Below are 15,029 nucleotides of genomic sequence, written 5' to 3'. Positions count from 1 at the left end.
CATCCCCTCTCCGTAAACGGAGAGGGGAGAATATTGAACCCCTCTCCGTTCGCGGGGAAAGGCAGAGGTGGGGTTAAACCTTACTGCATCCAATAGAGAATTGCTAGATGCCAACTGTTCTAGACTCGCGCCTTAAGCCAATCAACAATCGTGGGAGGAAGGTCTCGCTGCACCTTACTGCTCACATACATCCCGATATGCCCGACTGGGAAGGAGCGCACGGTATAGTCTTCGCTCCCGATATACTTCTCAAGAGCCAAGGAAGAAGCCGAGGGAACTAGATGATCTTGCTCGGCATAAATGTTCAAAACTGGGATGCAAATCTTCTCCAGATTTACTCGCTTCTTGCCAATCTCGATCTCGCCTTTGATGAGTTTGTTTCCCTGGTAGAAATCCTTCATAAACTGTCGATAAGCTTCCCCAGCTTGGTCAGGACTATCAAAAATCCACTTTTCCATGCGGAGAAAGTTGAGCAACTTGTCCTCATCGATAGTATCCAGAAAGTCAATATACTTCTGAACTCCTAACTGAAATGGCTTTAGCATCAAGAACTCTAAATTCATGAAGTCGCCAGGGATATTACCCAGAGTATCTACCATTAAATCCACATCCAGAGCTTGTGACCCCAGAGTGCTTCCACCCCAAACATTGAGCAGTCCCTCATTGGTGTGAAAATCCACTGGAGTGACCATAGTAATTAGGTTTTTTACCTTCTCTGGGTAAATGGAACTGTAGCAGAGACTGAAAGCGCCTCCCTGACAAATTCCTAACAGGTTGATTTGCTCTAGATTGTAGCGATCGCGTACTACGTCCACACAGTTATTGATATAGCCATTGATGTAATCGTCAAGGGTTAACCAGCGATCGCCTCGACTCGGATAGCCCCAGTCAATCAGGTAAACATCCAAACCAAGGTTGAGCAAGTTAGCAACAAGCGATCGCCCTTCCTGTAAATCGACGATGTAGGGACGGTTCACGAGAGCGTAAACAATCAGGATGGGGATATTCAGTGAAGGCTCCACCTTGGGAGTGAAGCGGTACAGCACCACCTTATCTTCGCGGTAAACCTCTTCCTTGGGTGTCACCCCAATCTGAATGTCCTCCTCGCGCAGGTGACTTAAGTTATGGGCACCCTTAAACAGTTTTTCGGTTAGCTCGGTAAACTCGTGCATTGCATCCTCAAGACACTTCGCGGCGTTGGGATTCTGCTAAAGCTTTTTTCAGGCTTTTAATTTCCTTCCGCAGTTCGTAGATGCTGTGGTGCATCTCATCGACTTCGCTGCGAGTTGGCAAGTCATTCATCTTCAGAAACACTTCCATTAGCTGTTGCTGGTGGAGCCTGTAGGTCATGGCTGCATTCAAGAACTTACCCTGGATCTGAAGGGCATTTTCTGAACGGAACGTCTGTGCGAATGCTTGGTCAAATACCTTACTCCAAACTTGCTGAAACTGCCGCCAGTTCTGAAGCGTTTCGCCTTTTTCCTGGGAAGATGCCAATCGCACCAGCTGCTCAAAGGCTCTCATCCAAACATCGATCAGCACTAACTGATAGTCAAAGCTTGCTTTATAGAAATTTGTCCAGGCATCAAAGCTTTTCAGCAGTTTGTTGTTGAACTCACGGGTATATCCCAGGCTTGGGCTTAAAAGAAAGTTGCCAAAGGTCTGTTGATAGTCCCAGTAGAGGTTGGTGGACGGCGACCTTGCATGATCGCCGCTCATCGCCTGAGTCGCCATCTCTAGTGGTTGCCGCAGTGGTTCTGCCCAAAATTGACCTAAGTTTTGCAGATTCTTTTCGTAGATTTGCCACAAATCAGCGTAATTGTTGAAGACGGGTTGCCAATCCTTGCCCAATTCAACCAAAAAATTTGTGTCCTTACTGGAGCTGGTCAATCTCTCCAGGAAACGCACAAAGACCGCCTGAGTGTCCAAAAGCGGCTGGGCGTCCTTGACCTCTGCGCGAGCATTGACGAGTGTTTCCGGAGTTGTAACAGACCTCATGAGATCGAACCAGCTTTTCCACATTTTCTCCGTCTCAACCCATATATTCACCAGCTTCTCGGATTGCTCTAGCCAGGGAGTATCGTTTCTTTCCATTGCCTTTACTCAACGATTGGTGACATTAATGGGCAATCATCTGAATTCCTTGTACTTTTAGCTCAAGATGGATTCCCCAGATGTATACCAAAAGAGGTTGAAGTAAAACTGCTAGTAAGGCTTTGCCTGGTTTTCTGGCATGATGAACCAACTCAAAAAAGCCCAGAAACCAAGGCGGTATCTGTTGGAAGCTTGGATGCGATCGCATCCAAGAGCGCAGTCAGCACCCCAGCGATTGTCCAGAACCATTCCATTCGATGCTCCTCAAAAACTCAAAGCTTGCTCGGCGACATAATTAAGTAGAAACCTCATTGACAAATTAACAGTATTTTCAAATCTTATGATTTTACTGAGATTTTGGATTCCACTACTCGTAGAATTACGGAGGCGTTCAGCAGTTTTGTTGAAATAAATCCAATTAATCTTTTAGATCGTATTAAAGAAAAAGAGAATTTATCTCCTGTGAGAGATGCAGAGCAATCAAGTCCTGCAATTGACTCTGAAGAGTGATTGGCTTAGACCTACTCTCCAGAACGCATGCATCCTGACTCTCTCGATGGCAAATCAACAAATACAACGCCCCGGATGGATACAGAGCTATTTCAAGCACTTAAAGCTGGTCAATCCTCTGCTCTGGGCACTCTCTACGACCGCTATGGCGCTCTTGTCTATGGGTTAGCATTAAAAATTTTGCAAAATCCCCAAGAAGCAGAAGACCTCACTCAAGAGATTTTTCTGCATCTGTGGCGTACTGATACTTACGATCCCGCTCGTGGTTCTCTTAGCAGCTTTCTAACCGTTATGACGCGATCGCGTGCGATTGACAAACTTCGCTCTCGTGGCACCACCCACAAATTTCTAGAGCGTTGGCGTCAAACAATGACGACTGAAATCAGCTCTGCAAGCCCTTTTGAGCAAGCTTCGTTAGGAGAGCGATCGCAGCAAGTTCGGGACGCCTTGGCGCAACTTTCAGAAAATCAGCGTCAAATCTTAGAAATGTCCTATTACCAGGGTCTCAGTCAATCGGAAATTGCGGCTCAACTAAATATCCCCTTAGGGACGGTCAAAACTCGCGCTCGTCAGGGACTACTGAAATTGAGGCAAACGTTACAAGATTTTCTAAAATAGTTGCACCATGACCGAACCTTTAAATCCCGAAAACTTAGAAGAATTAATGGCAGGTTATGTCCTCGGCGATCTTAGCGCTGAAGAAGCGGAAGAATTTAGGCAAATTCTCGAAAAAAATCCGCAACTGGCTGAAGAAGTGAGTCGGTTGCAGGCATCGCTTGAACTCTTGCCCTACGCCCTTCCTGAAGTCACACCTCCCCCACATCTGCGTTCGACGATTCTGGAAGCTGCCAATCCGACAGTTAACCCCGAACCCGCTCCAAAACAGGTTTCTTTTCCTTGGAGCAAACTTTTTGCTAGTTTGGTAGCACTGTTAGCCCTAGCTTTGGCTTTTGACAATTATCGTCTGCGCCAAAATCTAAAGATAGTGCAATCTCGGCTGCGGCAAGAACTTCAAACGGTGCAGGCTCAGAAAGATGCCCTTGAGGTTCTACAACAGCGGAATACCCGCTTATATACGCTCACAGGTACAGAAAAAGCAAATACAGCGTCTGGAAGTATTCTCGTTAATCTGGACGAACAAAAAGCGGTAATCGCCTTTCAAAATCTTCCGGCTGTCCCATCTGGTCAAATTTATCGACTTTGGGCAATTGTTGACGAGAAAAAGATACCTTGTGCAAATTTTGGGGCAAGTCAGGGGGGAACTGTTTTAGAGCGAATTTCCATTCCCGTCGGTGCTTGTGGTGCTACAACCTCAACCTTAGCTGTTACCTTAGAACCCTCTAGCCTACCTCCGCAGCCAGTCGGTCCCGCAGTTATGGTCGAAAGTAGTTTGTAGCAGAGGGGAAGCAACGAGCGCTGGAATATTCGGAGGTATTTTAAAAGTGTTGAGCTTAAAAGTGTTGAGCTTAAAAGTGTTGAGCAAATATTTTTAACCTTTTAACCGCTCTAAAAACCTATGGGGAATATCTTCGAGAGGGGTTTTCAAGTAAAGAAAACATACTTGAGATGCTCGCACTCACTGCTTTGTTTTGACGCCCATCAGTACAGTTGCCAACCAGCTCGAAAGTATCGAACCAAGCCAGAAAAAAGCTAGGGAAATTCCGGCAAACTGAACGCCAATTTCTCCCAGAGGCGGCTCGGCTAATGATAGACCAATAGCTGCCAGCCATGCGATCGCTAAAACGATCGTGTAGGTTGCCATGAACTTTCTGGGCCATCCTGCCGGACAATTTAACATCGCCGTTATCGGTAGCAACAAAAGTCCTAGTGAGAGGGCGACGATGAGGATGTTGGTGTTTTTAGTCACCAACCACAGACCAATTGCCATTAAGATGCTTAGAAATACTGCCCCGACTAAATTTGAGTTTTTAACCTCTTGTTCGGAAAGGGTTAATCGCCCGAAGCGGTCAAACCGGAGTAATAAGGTGAATAAGGGGTCAGCAATCCAGGTAAGCAGGACAAACAGACAGTAGGCAATCACTACGAACCACAGCAAAGGGTTGCTACTTGCAGCGATGCCGCCCACTAGCAGGCGGAAAGCGAAGTACAAGCCGATACTGAAGCCCAACCTAGCTCCGTTACTCAGCCTAGAACTCCACAAGAAGTAGCGCAGCATCAGCCTGTAGAGCGGGTTCTTTGCCTTGAGCGCTTCGACGATTCCCCGTCGCGCCCACTCAAAGGTTGGTTGAAGCCGTAGTGCTTCGCGGAAACACTCTAAGGCTTTAGCGGGATATCCTCCCTGCGCCAGGAGTATCCAGCCGCGGTTGGCATAGCTTCCTGCATATTCTGGGTCAAGCGCGATCGCACTCTCAATAACCGCCTGAGCTTCTGGTAAGCGACCGAGTTGCATCAGACACATCGCTCGGTAATTTAGGCACTCCACGTCCTCTGGGTCAACGACAAGCCCTTGGGTTGCTGCTTCAAGTGCTGAGTGCCAAAGCTGTAGATTATATCGGATGCGCGAGAGCAGGGCGAAGTAGCTGGCGTAATCGGGACTCAGCCGCAAAGCCTCTTTCAGTAACGTTTCCGCTTCTAGAAGCTGGTTGTAATCGCACAGAATATAAGCCAGGACGTAGTGAGCGTACCCCCAATCGGGAGCCAAGCGAATCGCTCGCTGAGCCTCCTGGGTGGCTTCTGAGTACATTTGGCGATAATTCAAGCACAAGGCGAGCAAAGTATGCGCGATCGCACTATCTGGCTCCATTGCCAGTTCCTGTCGCAGTTCTTTCTCTGCCATTTCATACCGCGACTGCTCAATCAGCAGCTGTGCCCGCTCCAAATGTATGCCCATCAGAGTTTCAGATATTTCAGGATGTCATCTCAGGATGTCGTCGTACAAACTGCTCTTATTCGCATATAAGGCATCATTACGAGCAGTCAAAAACCATTCTTTTTCAGGCACTACTTTAACTTGGGAGAGCTTCTTCTGCTCAAAAAAAAGGAAAAAAGCGTTCCCAATGCGAGAACGATGAACCAAGTCAACCAGAACCAAACGTCAACACTTACAAAAGGTAGCCCTGGTAATGGAAGAACTAGCCCTGCCAGCCCAACTAACCCCATGATGGTTGTATATCCCACCATGAGGCTGCTGTGCCACCCCGCTGAAGATCGGAACGTTGCCAATACAGGCAGAAGCAACAATCCGAATAAAACGGGAGCAAACAGAGTTTTAGAATTTCCGGTCATTAACCACAAATAAAATGCGCTTACTATTGCCCAAACTAAAGTCGTGAGCCAATAGGATTGCTTAAACTTCAATTCGAGTAATAGGGTTATCAAGAGGTCTACAAACCAAGGCAAAAAGATTAACCAAAACAAAACAATCAGCGCTAACAAAATCAAAGGATTGGGATTAGTTGCAGCAAGATTCAGCAATATACGAAATCCCAAACACAAGCAGGCAAAGAAGCCCAACAAAGCTTTCCCGCTCAAAAATCTGCCTAGTTGTAAACGGCGGTACGGGAATATTACACACCTGTAAACTGGTCTGTATAGTGGGTTTTTTAACTTGATCGCTTGGATGAGTCCATCCTGTGCAGATTCCAAATTGGGGTTGAGTCGGAGTGCTTGGCGGAAATACTCCCAAGCTTTCGTGGGGCTTCCTTCCCGATTCAGTATCATCCATCCCAAGTTGTTGTAGTTGAGGGCATTCTCCGGGTCAAGCGCGATCGCTTGCTCAGTCGTAGCGATTGCCTCCTCTGTTCGACCCAACTCGAATAGGGCAATTCCTTTGTTATTCAAACAGTCAACATTCTCTGGCTCTATGTTAAGCCCCTGCGTCGCTGCTTCTAGTGCCTCCTGCCATCGCTTTTGTTTAACTCGAATGTTTGATAGTAGGATGAAATGGTTGGCATTTTCAGGATTTAGGCGAATTGCCTCTTTGGTTACGTTCTCAGCTTCCAGAAGCTGATTGCGATCGCAGAGAATCCAACCCAGAACGTAATAACCATTCTCCCAATCTGGTGCCAGCTTAATTGCTTGCTCAGCTTCTTTTAATTGCTTCCTCGTACTTCTTGAGAAACCTCAAGCACCAGCCTAGCCACGCATAAGCCTGGGCGCTATCTGGATCGACTGCTAATTCCTGCTGCAATTCCTGCGCCGCCATCTCATAACGCGATTGAGCCATGAGGATTTCGGCACGCTCTAAATGTACGCCCATCAGAGTTTCAGATATTTCAGGATGTCATCGTACAAACCGCTCTCATTCGCATACAAGGCGTAGTTTCGAGCCGTTGAAAACCATTCTTTTGTTGAAGGTTTCACGCTTCCCGCCGCCGAGGCTAAATCTTTGGTAGTCAGTGGCTTCGGGATACCTACTTTCATCGCTTCCGCTAACTTCTTTTCTACTGCCACATCCACCACTGCCATTAAGTCTGCGCCTGAATAATTCTCAGTTTTCTTGGCTAAGTGGTTGTAGTCAATATCCTCCACTGGCTTACCCCGACACAGCAAGCGCAAAATCGCCGCCCTTGCTTCTGCATCAGGCGGCGGTACAAACAAGATGCGGTCAAAGCGTCCCGGACGACGGAAGGCTGAGTCTAAGTGCCAAGGGGCGTTCGTTGCAGCTAGGATTAATACCCCTTCATTAGAACTCCTCACGCCGTCCAATTCTGACAGGAATTGGTTAATTACCATGCGGCTAGAATTTTGTCGCAAATCCGCACGACTGGCAGCTAAAGCATCAACTTCATCAAAAAATAATACGCAAGGTTGGTTGCGTCTAGCTTGTTCAAAAAGGTCGTGCAAGTTGCGTTCGCTGTTGCCCAACCACATATCTAATACATCGTTAATTCCGACAGAGAGGAAACTAGAATTAATTTCGCCAGCTGTCGCACGAGCCAGATAAGTTTTACCGCAACCCGGAGGGCCGTACATTAAAATTCCGCCCCCAATTGCCTTCCCATAAGCTTTGTACAGTTCCGGCTGTTTCAGGGGATAAATAATTTTCATCCGAATTTCGTCTTTGACCGCTTCCATCCCGCCAACATCCCGGAATCCGATCGCGGGTTTTTCGACTGGAGTATCTTCTTCTGGGTGCGGAAAGTCTCCCACCCCTGCCCGAATTTTCCCGTCTACGACCTCTTGAACGTCCTCCTGTGCCCCAATTCCCAACCTTTCGGCAAAATCAGCATCTTTGACAGCAGGATCGACTTCGACTGCCCTACGATACTGACGGACAGCTTGTTCCACAGCCCCCGTGTTGAGAAGAAGACGCGCATGAAGCAGAAAAGCACCGGCTGGACAATCCAAGCGCTTTATTTGATCTTCCACAATAACCAGTGCTTGGGGATGCTTTCCTTGTTGATAGAAGGCACGAGCTAATCCCAATTTCAACTGCTGATTTTCGGGCGATCGCGCTAAGGCGAGGCGGTATTCTTGCTCCGCTTCCTCTGCCTGACCCAGGCTCAAAAGTGTCTCTGCAAGATGTTGTCGCAAGGGTACATTATCCGGAGAAAATCGGAGAGCCTCGCGCAGTGCCTGAATTGCATCGTTGCTGCTAGTCATCGGTAATTGGTAAGGGGTGATTGGCGATTGGTGAACGGTAATTGGTAATAATTTTTAAGGTTTAATTTTCAGATTAAAAAACTCTCTTGTTATTCAAAACTCTCTTTTTACTCAAAACTCTAAAACTCAAAACTCACTTACCCATTCCCAATTTTAGGAAAGTCAGCCCAGGTTTCTAGGGGTTGAGTTGATTGAACCAGATGCATTCCCGCTGCTGCAAATCTGGCAAAAGCTTCTTCTGCTCCATCCGTATAATCCACCACTCCAGGAACGACAACAGGTGAGGTGCAATCTTCTAGCAAGTACACCTTTTTCGCAAGATTAGCGTCTTTTGCGGTTATTTCTGATAACAAATCATCAATTGTCCAAGCAACGCAGTGACTCTTGGCTTGACCAGCAATAATCACCGCATCAAACGCGAGTAACTGTTGAATCAAGCTGGTATTTTTCTGAGCAATCGGGCGTCCATTTGTACTTTCCAAAACTTCCGCCCGGAGGACAGAATAATTTTCAGTTAAAGGATTGTCGCCTTTAATTTCAAACTGCGTTTGGCTATTCCGGGCAATACAGTGGAAAAAGAGTGCCTCTTCTACCGCTGACACTAAAGCGTGACCGATTCCACCCAGCATGGAATGATAAGGCCACACTGTCAGCGGATATTTACCCGCTTCACTCAAATGCTTGACATAATGCAAAGCGTGTGAGGAAAGTTCGGCGTAATCGACACCGGCAATTCCAGCAACGGCTGGATTCACCTTCCACACGCCTTGGTGAACATCCTCCGGTGTAATCATCGTGACGGCGGCGGTGGGATGTTCTCCGCCGTTGTTAATCCAGAAGACGGGATGGAAAATTTGCATCGCCGTGTGAGTATCCATTGTGGGAGCGATCGCTGTAATCATCCCCAAATTTCGATAAATAAATTCACTCAGCCGCCGATTATCTTCTACCGCACCCGTACCCGTTCTCCCACCGACAAATAATTCAAAATCGGGGATGCAAAACGTATTCTGGACATCGATTAACAATAGGCAAATGCGAGTTTTGTCCTCAGCCGCCGCTGAAATCTGGTGTTTTTTCGCCCACTCCCTCGCATCCGCTGCCCGTTGCTGATAAGGCACCCGCCAGACTTCCCCGACCTTTTTGGCATCAAAGTGAGGCGGAATCGGCAACTGCTTTGTTGTTTGTGCGTTCATTATTTTCTCCTGCTGTCACCACCGGAGTCAGTGGTGGAATTCCGGCTAAATCGAGGATTGGGGAAATCAAATCTTCTCTTTTCACTGCCATCATATGAACCCCTTGGCAGAGTTGACGAGCTAATTTGACTTGTTCGGCGGCAATTAGCATCCCTTCCTGCAAGGGATCTGAAGCAGCGGCAAGTCTCTCAATAATGTGGTCGGGAATATTTACTCCAGGCACGCATCGATTGATAAATTGGGCATTCTTAGCAGATTTGAGCAGAAAAATTCCCGCCAAAATTGGCTTTCCACAGCCAGCCGCGATTTGATCCATAAATTTTTCTAGCCGGTCAAAATCGCAAATTAGCTGACTTTGGAAAAACTGCGCCCCTGCTGCTAATTTCCGCTCAAATCGACTTTGCAACCCCGACCAGCTAGCCAATTGCGGATCGATAGCCGCACCCACGAACAAGTCAGTCGCCCCATCACTCAAGGGTTTGTCGTTCCAGTCGAAGCCGAGATTCATTTTTTTGATTAATCCCAGCAACCGCACGGATTCTAGGTCAAATACACTCTTAGCATCGGCATGATCTCCAGCTTTTACAGGATCGCCAGTCAAAGCTAAGATATTGCGAATTCCCAACGCATGGGCACCCATCAAGTCAGCTTGCAATCCGATGCGGTTGCGATCGCGGCAAGCCATCTGACAAATCGGCTCGATTCCATGCTGGAGCAATATCACCGAAGCCGCCATTGAACACATCCGCAACACTGCCCGACTGCCATCGGTAATATTGACCGCATGAACCCGACCTTCGAGGGTTTTCGCCATTTTCAGCATCTCGGAAGGATCGCCGCCCTTGGGAGGGGCAACCTCGGCAGTCACTAAAAATTCACCCGATTCCACAGCAGTACGCAAATTGGTCTTGTAGGGGCGGGGTTCCCGCGTTCCTGCTGAATTTTGAATTAAATAACTCATTCTGAAGCATCAATCACTAATCGCTTCCATCCTTGATAACTTATATCTGGTTAAAGGGGAACCGAATAACCGAGGGCAGCTTTCACTTGGGCGAGAGTAACGGACGCGATCGCTTCCGCTTTCTGCCTGCCATCGCGCAACACGGACTCCAAATAGCCTTTGTCATCCATCACCGCTTGATACTTTTCCTGAATCGGTTTCAGGGCGTTAATCGTGGTTTCCGTCAGCAATGGCTTGAATTGTCCCCAGCCCATATCCTGACACTCGGCTGCGGCTTCTTCCTTCGTCTTGCCCGAAAGCACCATGTATAGCGTCAGCAAATTTCGGGCTTCGGGTCGTTCCGAATCGTCAAAAGTTAGACCGCGCACTGAGTCAGTTTTGCAGCGTTTAATCTTATTTTGGATTTGCTCTGGCGTATCGAGCAGGTTAATCCGACTCATATCCGAAGGATCGGATTTCGACATCTTCCGAGTGCCATCCGTCAGACTCATCACTCGCGCCCCTTCAGTCCGAATCAGCGGCTCTGGCAGTTTCAGCACCGGCTTTTCCCGGCAAAATTGGTAATTAAACCGATTCGCAATATCGCGGGTCAATTCTAAGTGCTGCTTCTGATCTTCTCCCACCGGCACTTTATCCGCCTGATACAGCAAAATATCTGCCGCCATCAGCACCGGATAGTCTAGCAAACCAGTATTGACATTTTCTCCCTGCTTAACTGCCTTTTCCTTGAACTGGATCATATCTTCCAGCCAGTTGAGGGGAGTAATACAGTTAAGCAGCCAAGTCAGTTCGCTATGTGCAGGGATGTGGGATTGCACGAAAATACTGGAATACTGCAAATCGATCCCACAAGCCAAATACAAAGCAGCAATTTTATAAGTATTTTCAGCCAAGGTGCTGGCATCGTGCGGCGCGGTAATCGCGTGCAAATCCACCACACAGAAGTAATTTTCGTACTGACTCTGCCCTTCTACCCAGTTGCGAATCGCTCCCAAGTAGTTACCGAGATGCAGATTACCCGTTGGTTGAACCCCAGAGAGAACGCGCTGCTTAACCATGAATTTCAATTTAGCTATCTAGAAGCGCAGCTTTAATGGCTGCGTTAACAAAACTTATCTATCTAGTTTGACATTTTCTGGCATCAGCGCGGCGTTATTTTAGGCGTTATTTTAATAGCCCAGAGACAAAGGAGCGATCGCGTCTTTTGCAATTATTCGTTACCTAAACGCTCCATTTTACCCATAATCAATTTTCTGCATGGATGGAAAATAACCATCCATGCTCAGAATGCGATCGCGCTTTTCAGGAGTTTTGTTGATTGCACAACGTAGCTAGCTTAAATGTTTAGATTTTTGACTATGAATTTCCTGCGAGTTATCTCTTGATAATTTTCCCCTCGTAGCCGCTCTAGAAGAAATTGATTATTTATGAAATAAATAGGCGATTAGATGGCAATTGTAAATATTTTTCTGAAGTAATTCACTCGGGTTTGGCTGGCAGAATTTCATCTAGATTGGTAGTGTAGTGGTCATAAGTCTGCTTTTCATAGCAAACAAACATTATCTTCTCAACTGAGGTGTTTCGCTCCAGAAAACGTCTAGCTTCAGAAACTGCGATTTTTGCTGCTTTCTCTACCGGGAAGCCATAGGCTCCTGTACTGATAGATGGAAATGCTACCGTTTTAATTTTATATTGCTCTACCAAAGCAAAGCAATTGCGATAGCACTGAGCCAGCACTTTATGTTCTTCATACCTGCCACCTTCCCATACTGGTCCAACCGTGTGAATAACCCACTTTGCTGGGAGGTTGTAGCCCTTTGTTATTTTGGCATCGCCTTCCGTGCAAACCTTCAGTTGTAGACATTCTTCCTCAAGCCCTAACCCAGCAGCACGATGGATAGCTCCACAAACCCCACCACCAGCCATTAGGGATTCATTCGCAGCATTGACGATGGCATCCACTTGTTGCTGAGTAATGTCGCCTTCTATAATCTCTATTCTTTCACGCATCAGCTTGTTATTCATCCGATACTCATCCAGCCTGGAGAATATAGATTTTCCGGCTGGCTCATAAACAATTGTATTTCCCTGATTTGGTAAAGGTTGGATATGTTTTGTTTGTCCTGAAGCAATCGTTATTGGAATAAAATCAGGGTCAAAAGCAACACAGGTTCCATCAGGGCGATAATGCAGACAGTAATTGCATCCTTTATAATCATTCATAATCACTACTTGGGTGTAATAAATACTACTTGATTAAAAGTCAAAAATAATAATGTATGCCAGCAACTAGATTTCTATATTATCATAGCCATGTGAATTCAGATACTTTGCATATTTAACAGCCTAGTTGCTGCTTAAAAGGGACTCCTTAACAGAATTATTAGTTGCATCAGCAACACGGTTTGTAAATACTTTAATTTGTTTGGGTTATTAACAAGTTATATTAAAATTATTTTGCAAAGCAAATTCCAAACAGCTAATCTATTGACTTCGAGACGAATTCAGAAGCTATAAAGCATCGCTTCATTTACCTCATAACTATGTGTTTCTATGCAACAGAATTGAACCATTTTTGAATTTGATTCGCAGATTTGAATAAGATGAGCGGCACGAAGCACCAAGATAGATAATAAAATTTCAGCGTGATAAAATTTTTAGGCATTGATTTGGGATGGCGATCGCAACCCAGTGGATTATGCTGCCTCGCTTGGGAAGATGGGCAGTTGCATCTGCTGGATTTAGATAGACTCGAAACAATAGAAGAAATTCTCAACTGGATTGATACTTGGGCACCCGCACCAGAACCGGCGATGATTGCCGTCGATGCCCCGACACTGATTCCCAACACCACTGGGACACGACTACCTGATAAACTTACCCACAAATATTTTGGTCGCTATCACGCAGGTTGCTACCCAGCGAATCTAGGACTCCCTTTCGCCCAACGCACCGTTGGATTTGGTCTCAGCCTTGAATCCCGTGGATTTGCTCACGCACCAACGATCGAACCCCAACAACCGGGACGCTATCAAATCGAAGTATTTCCCCACCCAGCCATCGTAAATTTATTCAGCTTAGAGCGGATTCTTAAATACAAAAAAGGAAAACTAGCAGAACGTCAAATAGAACTCATAAAACTCCGCCAGTATATTGTAAATAGCCTACCCAACCTGACACCAAAACTAGATGTCTCTTCTGCCTCTTCCTCTCTGCGTCCTCTGCGTCTTGGCGGTTCGTTTCTCTTAGAAATCCCCAGTACCCTTGCCACCTTTAAAGCCTTAGAAGATAAGCTAGATAGTCTCATCTGTGCCTATGTAGGCGCTCACTGGTGGTACTGGGGATTAGAAAGAAATCTGGTGCTGGGAGATGACACCACCGGATATATTGTCGTCCCCAAGAATCATTTTGAGTTTTAAATTTTGAATTAATAACTCAAAACTCAAAACTATCTAAGCCCAAAGAATCAGCCCCAATTCGTAGGGGCTTGATAGATTGTCGTGTTTTGGCAAAACCCGTAAAGAGAAACCCTGCAAACCACTGGAGGTATAAAGAATATCAACAGTGTAAATACTACATCCTTGTTGATCTTTGCCTTGGTAATCCATCACTACGGGAATGCCGTTGACAATTTCCCCATCGACACCAACTGCACCCTGATAAAGTTCAACTTGAACATCATCGGAGCTGAGTTCCCCCAGATTAACCCGTGCTTTGACGCTAACGGTTTGGTTGACCATAATCCCAGCCGGTTCAGAGACATCAACTTCTTCGATTTTGATGTTGTACCATTGCTCGAAGATTCGTTGCTTCCAGGCGGCTACATCCTTGGCGGGGGCGTAGTTGTCTGCGGTCATCGTAGAGTAGCGATCGCTCGCCGGGAAATATCCCCGCACTGCATACTCCCGCACCATCCGCGACGTATTGAAGAACGGACAATTCAACCGAATCGAATCCTTCATTTTGGCAGTCCACTTACGGGGAATTCCAGCTCCATCCCGGTTATAGAACAGCGGCATGACTTCCTGTTCTAGCAAGTCGTACAAAGCATTCGCTTCCACATCATCTTGATAATTGAGGTCTTCATAGTCTTCCCCGTGACCGATGGGCCAGCCAGTGCGGACATAATCTGCCTCATCCCACCAGCCATCCAGCACGCTCAGATTTGGCAAACCATTCATCGCCGCCTTCATTCCACTGGTGCCAGATGCCTCTCGCGGACGCCTGGGGGTGTTCAGCCAAACATCACAACCCGCCACCATTAACCGGGCAACATAAGTATCGTAGTCCGGGATAAACACCACACTGGCATTCATTCCTTCTTCCCGCGAGAAATGAATGATATCCCGGATCAGTTCCTTCCCAGGCATATCCTTGGGATGAGCTTTTCCAGCAATGACGAACTGCACCCGCCGATTTGGATCGCCCAACAAGATTTTCTTGATCCGGTCTAGGTTCCGCAAGAACAGAGTTGCTCGCTTATAAGTCGCAAAACGACGCGCAAACCCGATTGTTAGCACCGTTGGATCTAATACTTCCTGCGCTTGGTCAATTTCAGAGGGAGAAGCACCGCGATCGCGCAACTTTCTTACTAGGCGATCGCGCACAAACACCACCAGTTCTGACCGCTGACGCTCGTGATTGCGCCACAACTCCTCATCCGGAATCGACTGCACCCGCTCCCACAACGGATCGTCTACTGG

General features: G+C 46.9%; 14 protein-coding genes. 3 read left to right on the top strand and 11 right to left on the bottom strand.

Translation table 11 applies throughout. The features are described 5' to 3' along the window. Window positions 1-119 precede the first annotated feature (119 nt). Both phaC and phaE read right to left on the bottom strand, forming a co-directional pair. Window positions 120-1,172: a class III poly(R)-hydroxyalkanoic acid synthase subunit PhaC gene (gene phaC, locus H6F50_RS14265; RefSeq protein ID WP_190429202.1), complete on the bottom strand. Its 1,053-nt coding sequence runs from the start codon at window positions 1,170-1,172 to the stop codon at window positions 120-122. Between the two features lie 7 nt (window positions 1,173-1,179). Beyond that, window positions 1,180-2,094 (bottom strand): class III poly(R)-hydroxyalkanoic acid synthase subunit PhaE, encoded by a 915-nt coding sequence (gene phaE / locus H6F50_RS14260; protein WP_190429201.1) that lies wholly within the window; start codon window positions 2,092-2,094, stop codon window positions 1,180-1,182. Window positions 2,095-2,631: 537 nt separating this feature from the next. On the opposite strand from phaE, the gene H6F50_RS14255 reads away from it, so the two are divergent. Both H6F50_RS14255 and H6F50_RS14250 read left to right on the top strand, forming a co-directional pair. Further along, window positions 2,632-3,222: a sigma-70 family RNA polymerase sigma factor gene (locus tag H6F50_RS14255; RefSeq protein ID WP_190429200.1), complete on the top strand. Its 591-nt coding sequence runs from the start codon at window positions 2,632-2,634 to the stop codon at window positions 3,220-3,222. 7 nt (window positions 3,223-3,229) lie between these two features. Continuing rightward, entirely contained in the window at window positions 3,230-4,000 is a 771-nt protein-coding gene (locus tag H6F50_RS14250; protein WP_190429199.1) for an anti-sigma factor, read from the top strand. Window positions 4,001-4,180: 180 nt separating this feature from the next. Here the strand turns inward: H6F50_RS14250 and H6F50_RS14245 are convergent, their stop codons facing one another. From H6F50_RS14245 to H6F50_RS14210, 8 genes are all read right to left on the bottom strand, one after another. Further along, window positions 4,181-5,455, bottom strand: coding sequence for a tetratricopeptide repeat protein (locus H6F50_RS14245; RefSeq protein WP_190429198.1), 1,275 nt, complete (start codon window positions 5,453-5,455; stop codon window positions 4,181-4,183). 110 nt (window positions 5,456-5,565) lie between these two features. Further along, window positions 5,566-6,600 carry a tetratricopeptide repeat protein gene (locus H6F50_RS14240; protein ID WP_277879346.1) on the bottom strand — a complete coding sequence of 345 codons (1,035 nt, stop codon included), beginning with the start codon at window positions 6,598-6,600 and terminating at the stop codon, window positions 5,566-5,568. A 46-nt stretch (window positions 6,601-6,646) separates the two neighbouring features. Then, window positions 6,647-6,823, bottom strand: a complete 177-nt coding sequence (locus tag H6F50_RS14235; protein WP_190429196.1) for a tetratricopeptide repeat protein — start codon at window positions 6,821-6,823, stop codon at window positions 6,647-6,649. Next, window positions 6,823-8,169, bottom strand: a complete 1,347-nt coding sequence (locus H6F50_RS14230; protein ID WP_190429195.1) for an ATP-binding protein — start codon at window positions 8,167-8,169, stop codon at window positions 6,823-6,825. The genes H6F50_RS14235 and H6F50_RS14230 overlap by 1 nt, the downstream gene beginning before the upstream one ends. Before the next feature lie 137 nt (window positions 8,170-8,306). After that, window positions 8,307-9,365, bottom strand: coding sequence for a cysteine hydrolase family protein (locus tag H6F50_RS14225; RefSeq protein ID WP_190429194.1), 1,059 nt, complete (start codon window positions 9,363-9,365; stop codon window positions 8,307-8,309). Continuing rightward, on the bottom strand, window positions 9,319-10,326 hold the full coding sequence (locus H6F50_RS14220; RefSeq protein ID WP_190429193.1) for a methylenetetrahydrofolate reductase: 1,008 nt from the start codon (window positions 10,324-10,326) through the stop codon (window positions 9,319-9,321). Before H6F50_RS14220 ends, H6F50_RS14225 begins: the two co-directional genes overlap by 47 nt. A gap of 50 nt (window positions 10,327-10,376) precedes the next feature. Next, complete coding sequence (trpS, locus tag H6F50_RS14215; protein ID WP_190429192.1) at window positions 10,377-11,384, bottom strand: tryptophan--tRNA ligase; 1,008 nt, start codon at window positions 11,382-11,384, stop codon at window positions 10,377-10,379. A gap of 421 nt (window positions 11,385-11,805) precedes the next feature. After that, window positions 11,806-12,549 carry an O-acetyl-ADP-ribose deacetylase gene (locus H6F50_RS14210; RefSeq protein ID WP_339380720.1) on the bottom strand — a complete coding sequence of 248 codons (744 nt, stop codon included), beginning with the start codon at window positions 12,547-12,549 and terminating at the stop codon, window positions 11,806-11,808. Between the two features lie 425 nt (window positions 12,550-12,974). On the opposite strand from H6F50_RS14210, the gene H6F50_RS14205 reads away from it, so the two are divergent. Then, window positions 12,975-13,745 (top strand): DUF429 domain-containing protein, encoded by a 771-nt coding sequence (locus tag H6F50_RS14205; RefSeq protein ID WP_190429218.1) that lies wholly within the window; start codon window positions 12,975-12,977, stop codon window positions 13,743-13,745. 33 nt (window positions 13,746-13,778) lie between these two features. On the opposite strand, the gene glgP is transcribed toward H6F50_RS14205, so the two are convergent. After that, window positions 13,779-15,029: alpha-glucan family phosphorylase (glgP, locus tag H6F50_RS14200; RefSeq protein ID WP_190429191.1), on the bottom strand; the 1,251-nt coding region annotated here is incomplete at its 5' end.

The sequence above is a fragment of the Coleofasciculus sp. FACHB-712 genome, assembly GCF_014695635.1.
In the GTDB taxonomy this organism is placed as follows: Bacteria; Cyanobacteriota; Cyanobacteriia; order Cyanobacteriales; family FACHB-T130; genus FACHB-T130.
This window is presented reverse-complemented; position numbering and strand designations above follow the sequence as displayed.

Bases quoted from the DNA above. Each gene is read 5' to 3' on its own strand.
- phaC (WP_190429202.1), bottom strand. From the start codon at position 1,172: ATGCACGAGTTTACCGAGCTAACCGAAAAACTGTTTAAGGGTGCCCAT.
- phaE (WP_190429201.1), bottom strand. From the start codon at position 2,094: ATGGAAAGAAACGATACTCCCTGGCTAGAGCAATCCGAGAAGCTGGTG.
- H6F50_RS14255 (WP_190429200.1), top strand. From the start codon at position 2,632: ATGCATCCTGACTCTCTCGATGGCAAATCAACAAATACAACGCCCCGG.
- H6F50_RS14250 (WP_190429199.1), top strand. From the start codon at position 3,230: ATGACCGAACCTTTAAATCCCGAAAACTTAGAAGAATTAATGGCAGGT.
- H6F50_RS14245 (WP_190429198.1), bottom strand. From the start codon at position 5,455: ATGGGCATACATTTGGAGCGGGCACAGCTGCTGATTGAGCAGTCGCGG.
- H6F50_RS14235 (WP_190429196.1), bottom strand. From the start codon at position 6,823: ATGGGCGTACATTTAGAGCGTGCCGAAATCCTCATGGCTCAATCGCGT.
- H6F50_RS14230 (WP_190429195.1), bottom strand. From the start codon at position 8,169: ATGACTAGCAGCAACGATGCAATTCAGGCACTGCGCGAGGCTCTCCGA.
- H6F50_RS14225 (WP_190429194.1), bottom strand. From the start codon at position 9,365: ATGAACGCACAAACAACAAAGCAGTTGCCGATTCCGCCTCACTTTGAT.
- H6F50_RS14220 (WP_190429193.1), bottom strand. From the start codon at position 10,326: ATGAGTTATTTAATTCAAAATTCAGCAGGAACGCGGGAACCCCGCCCC.
- trpS (WP_190429192.1), bottom strand. From the start codon at position 11,384: ATGGTTAAGCAGCGCGTTCTCTCTGGGGTTCAACCAACGGGTAATCTG.
- H6F50_RS14210 (WP_339380720.1), bottom strand. From the start codon at position 12,549: ATGAATGATTATAAAGGATGCAATTACTGTCTGCATTATCGCCCTGAT.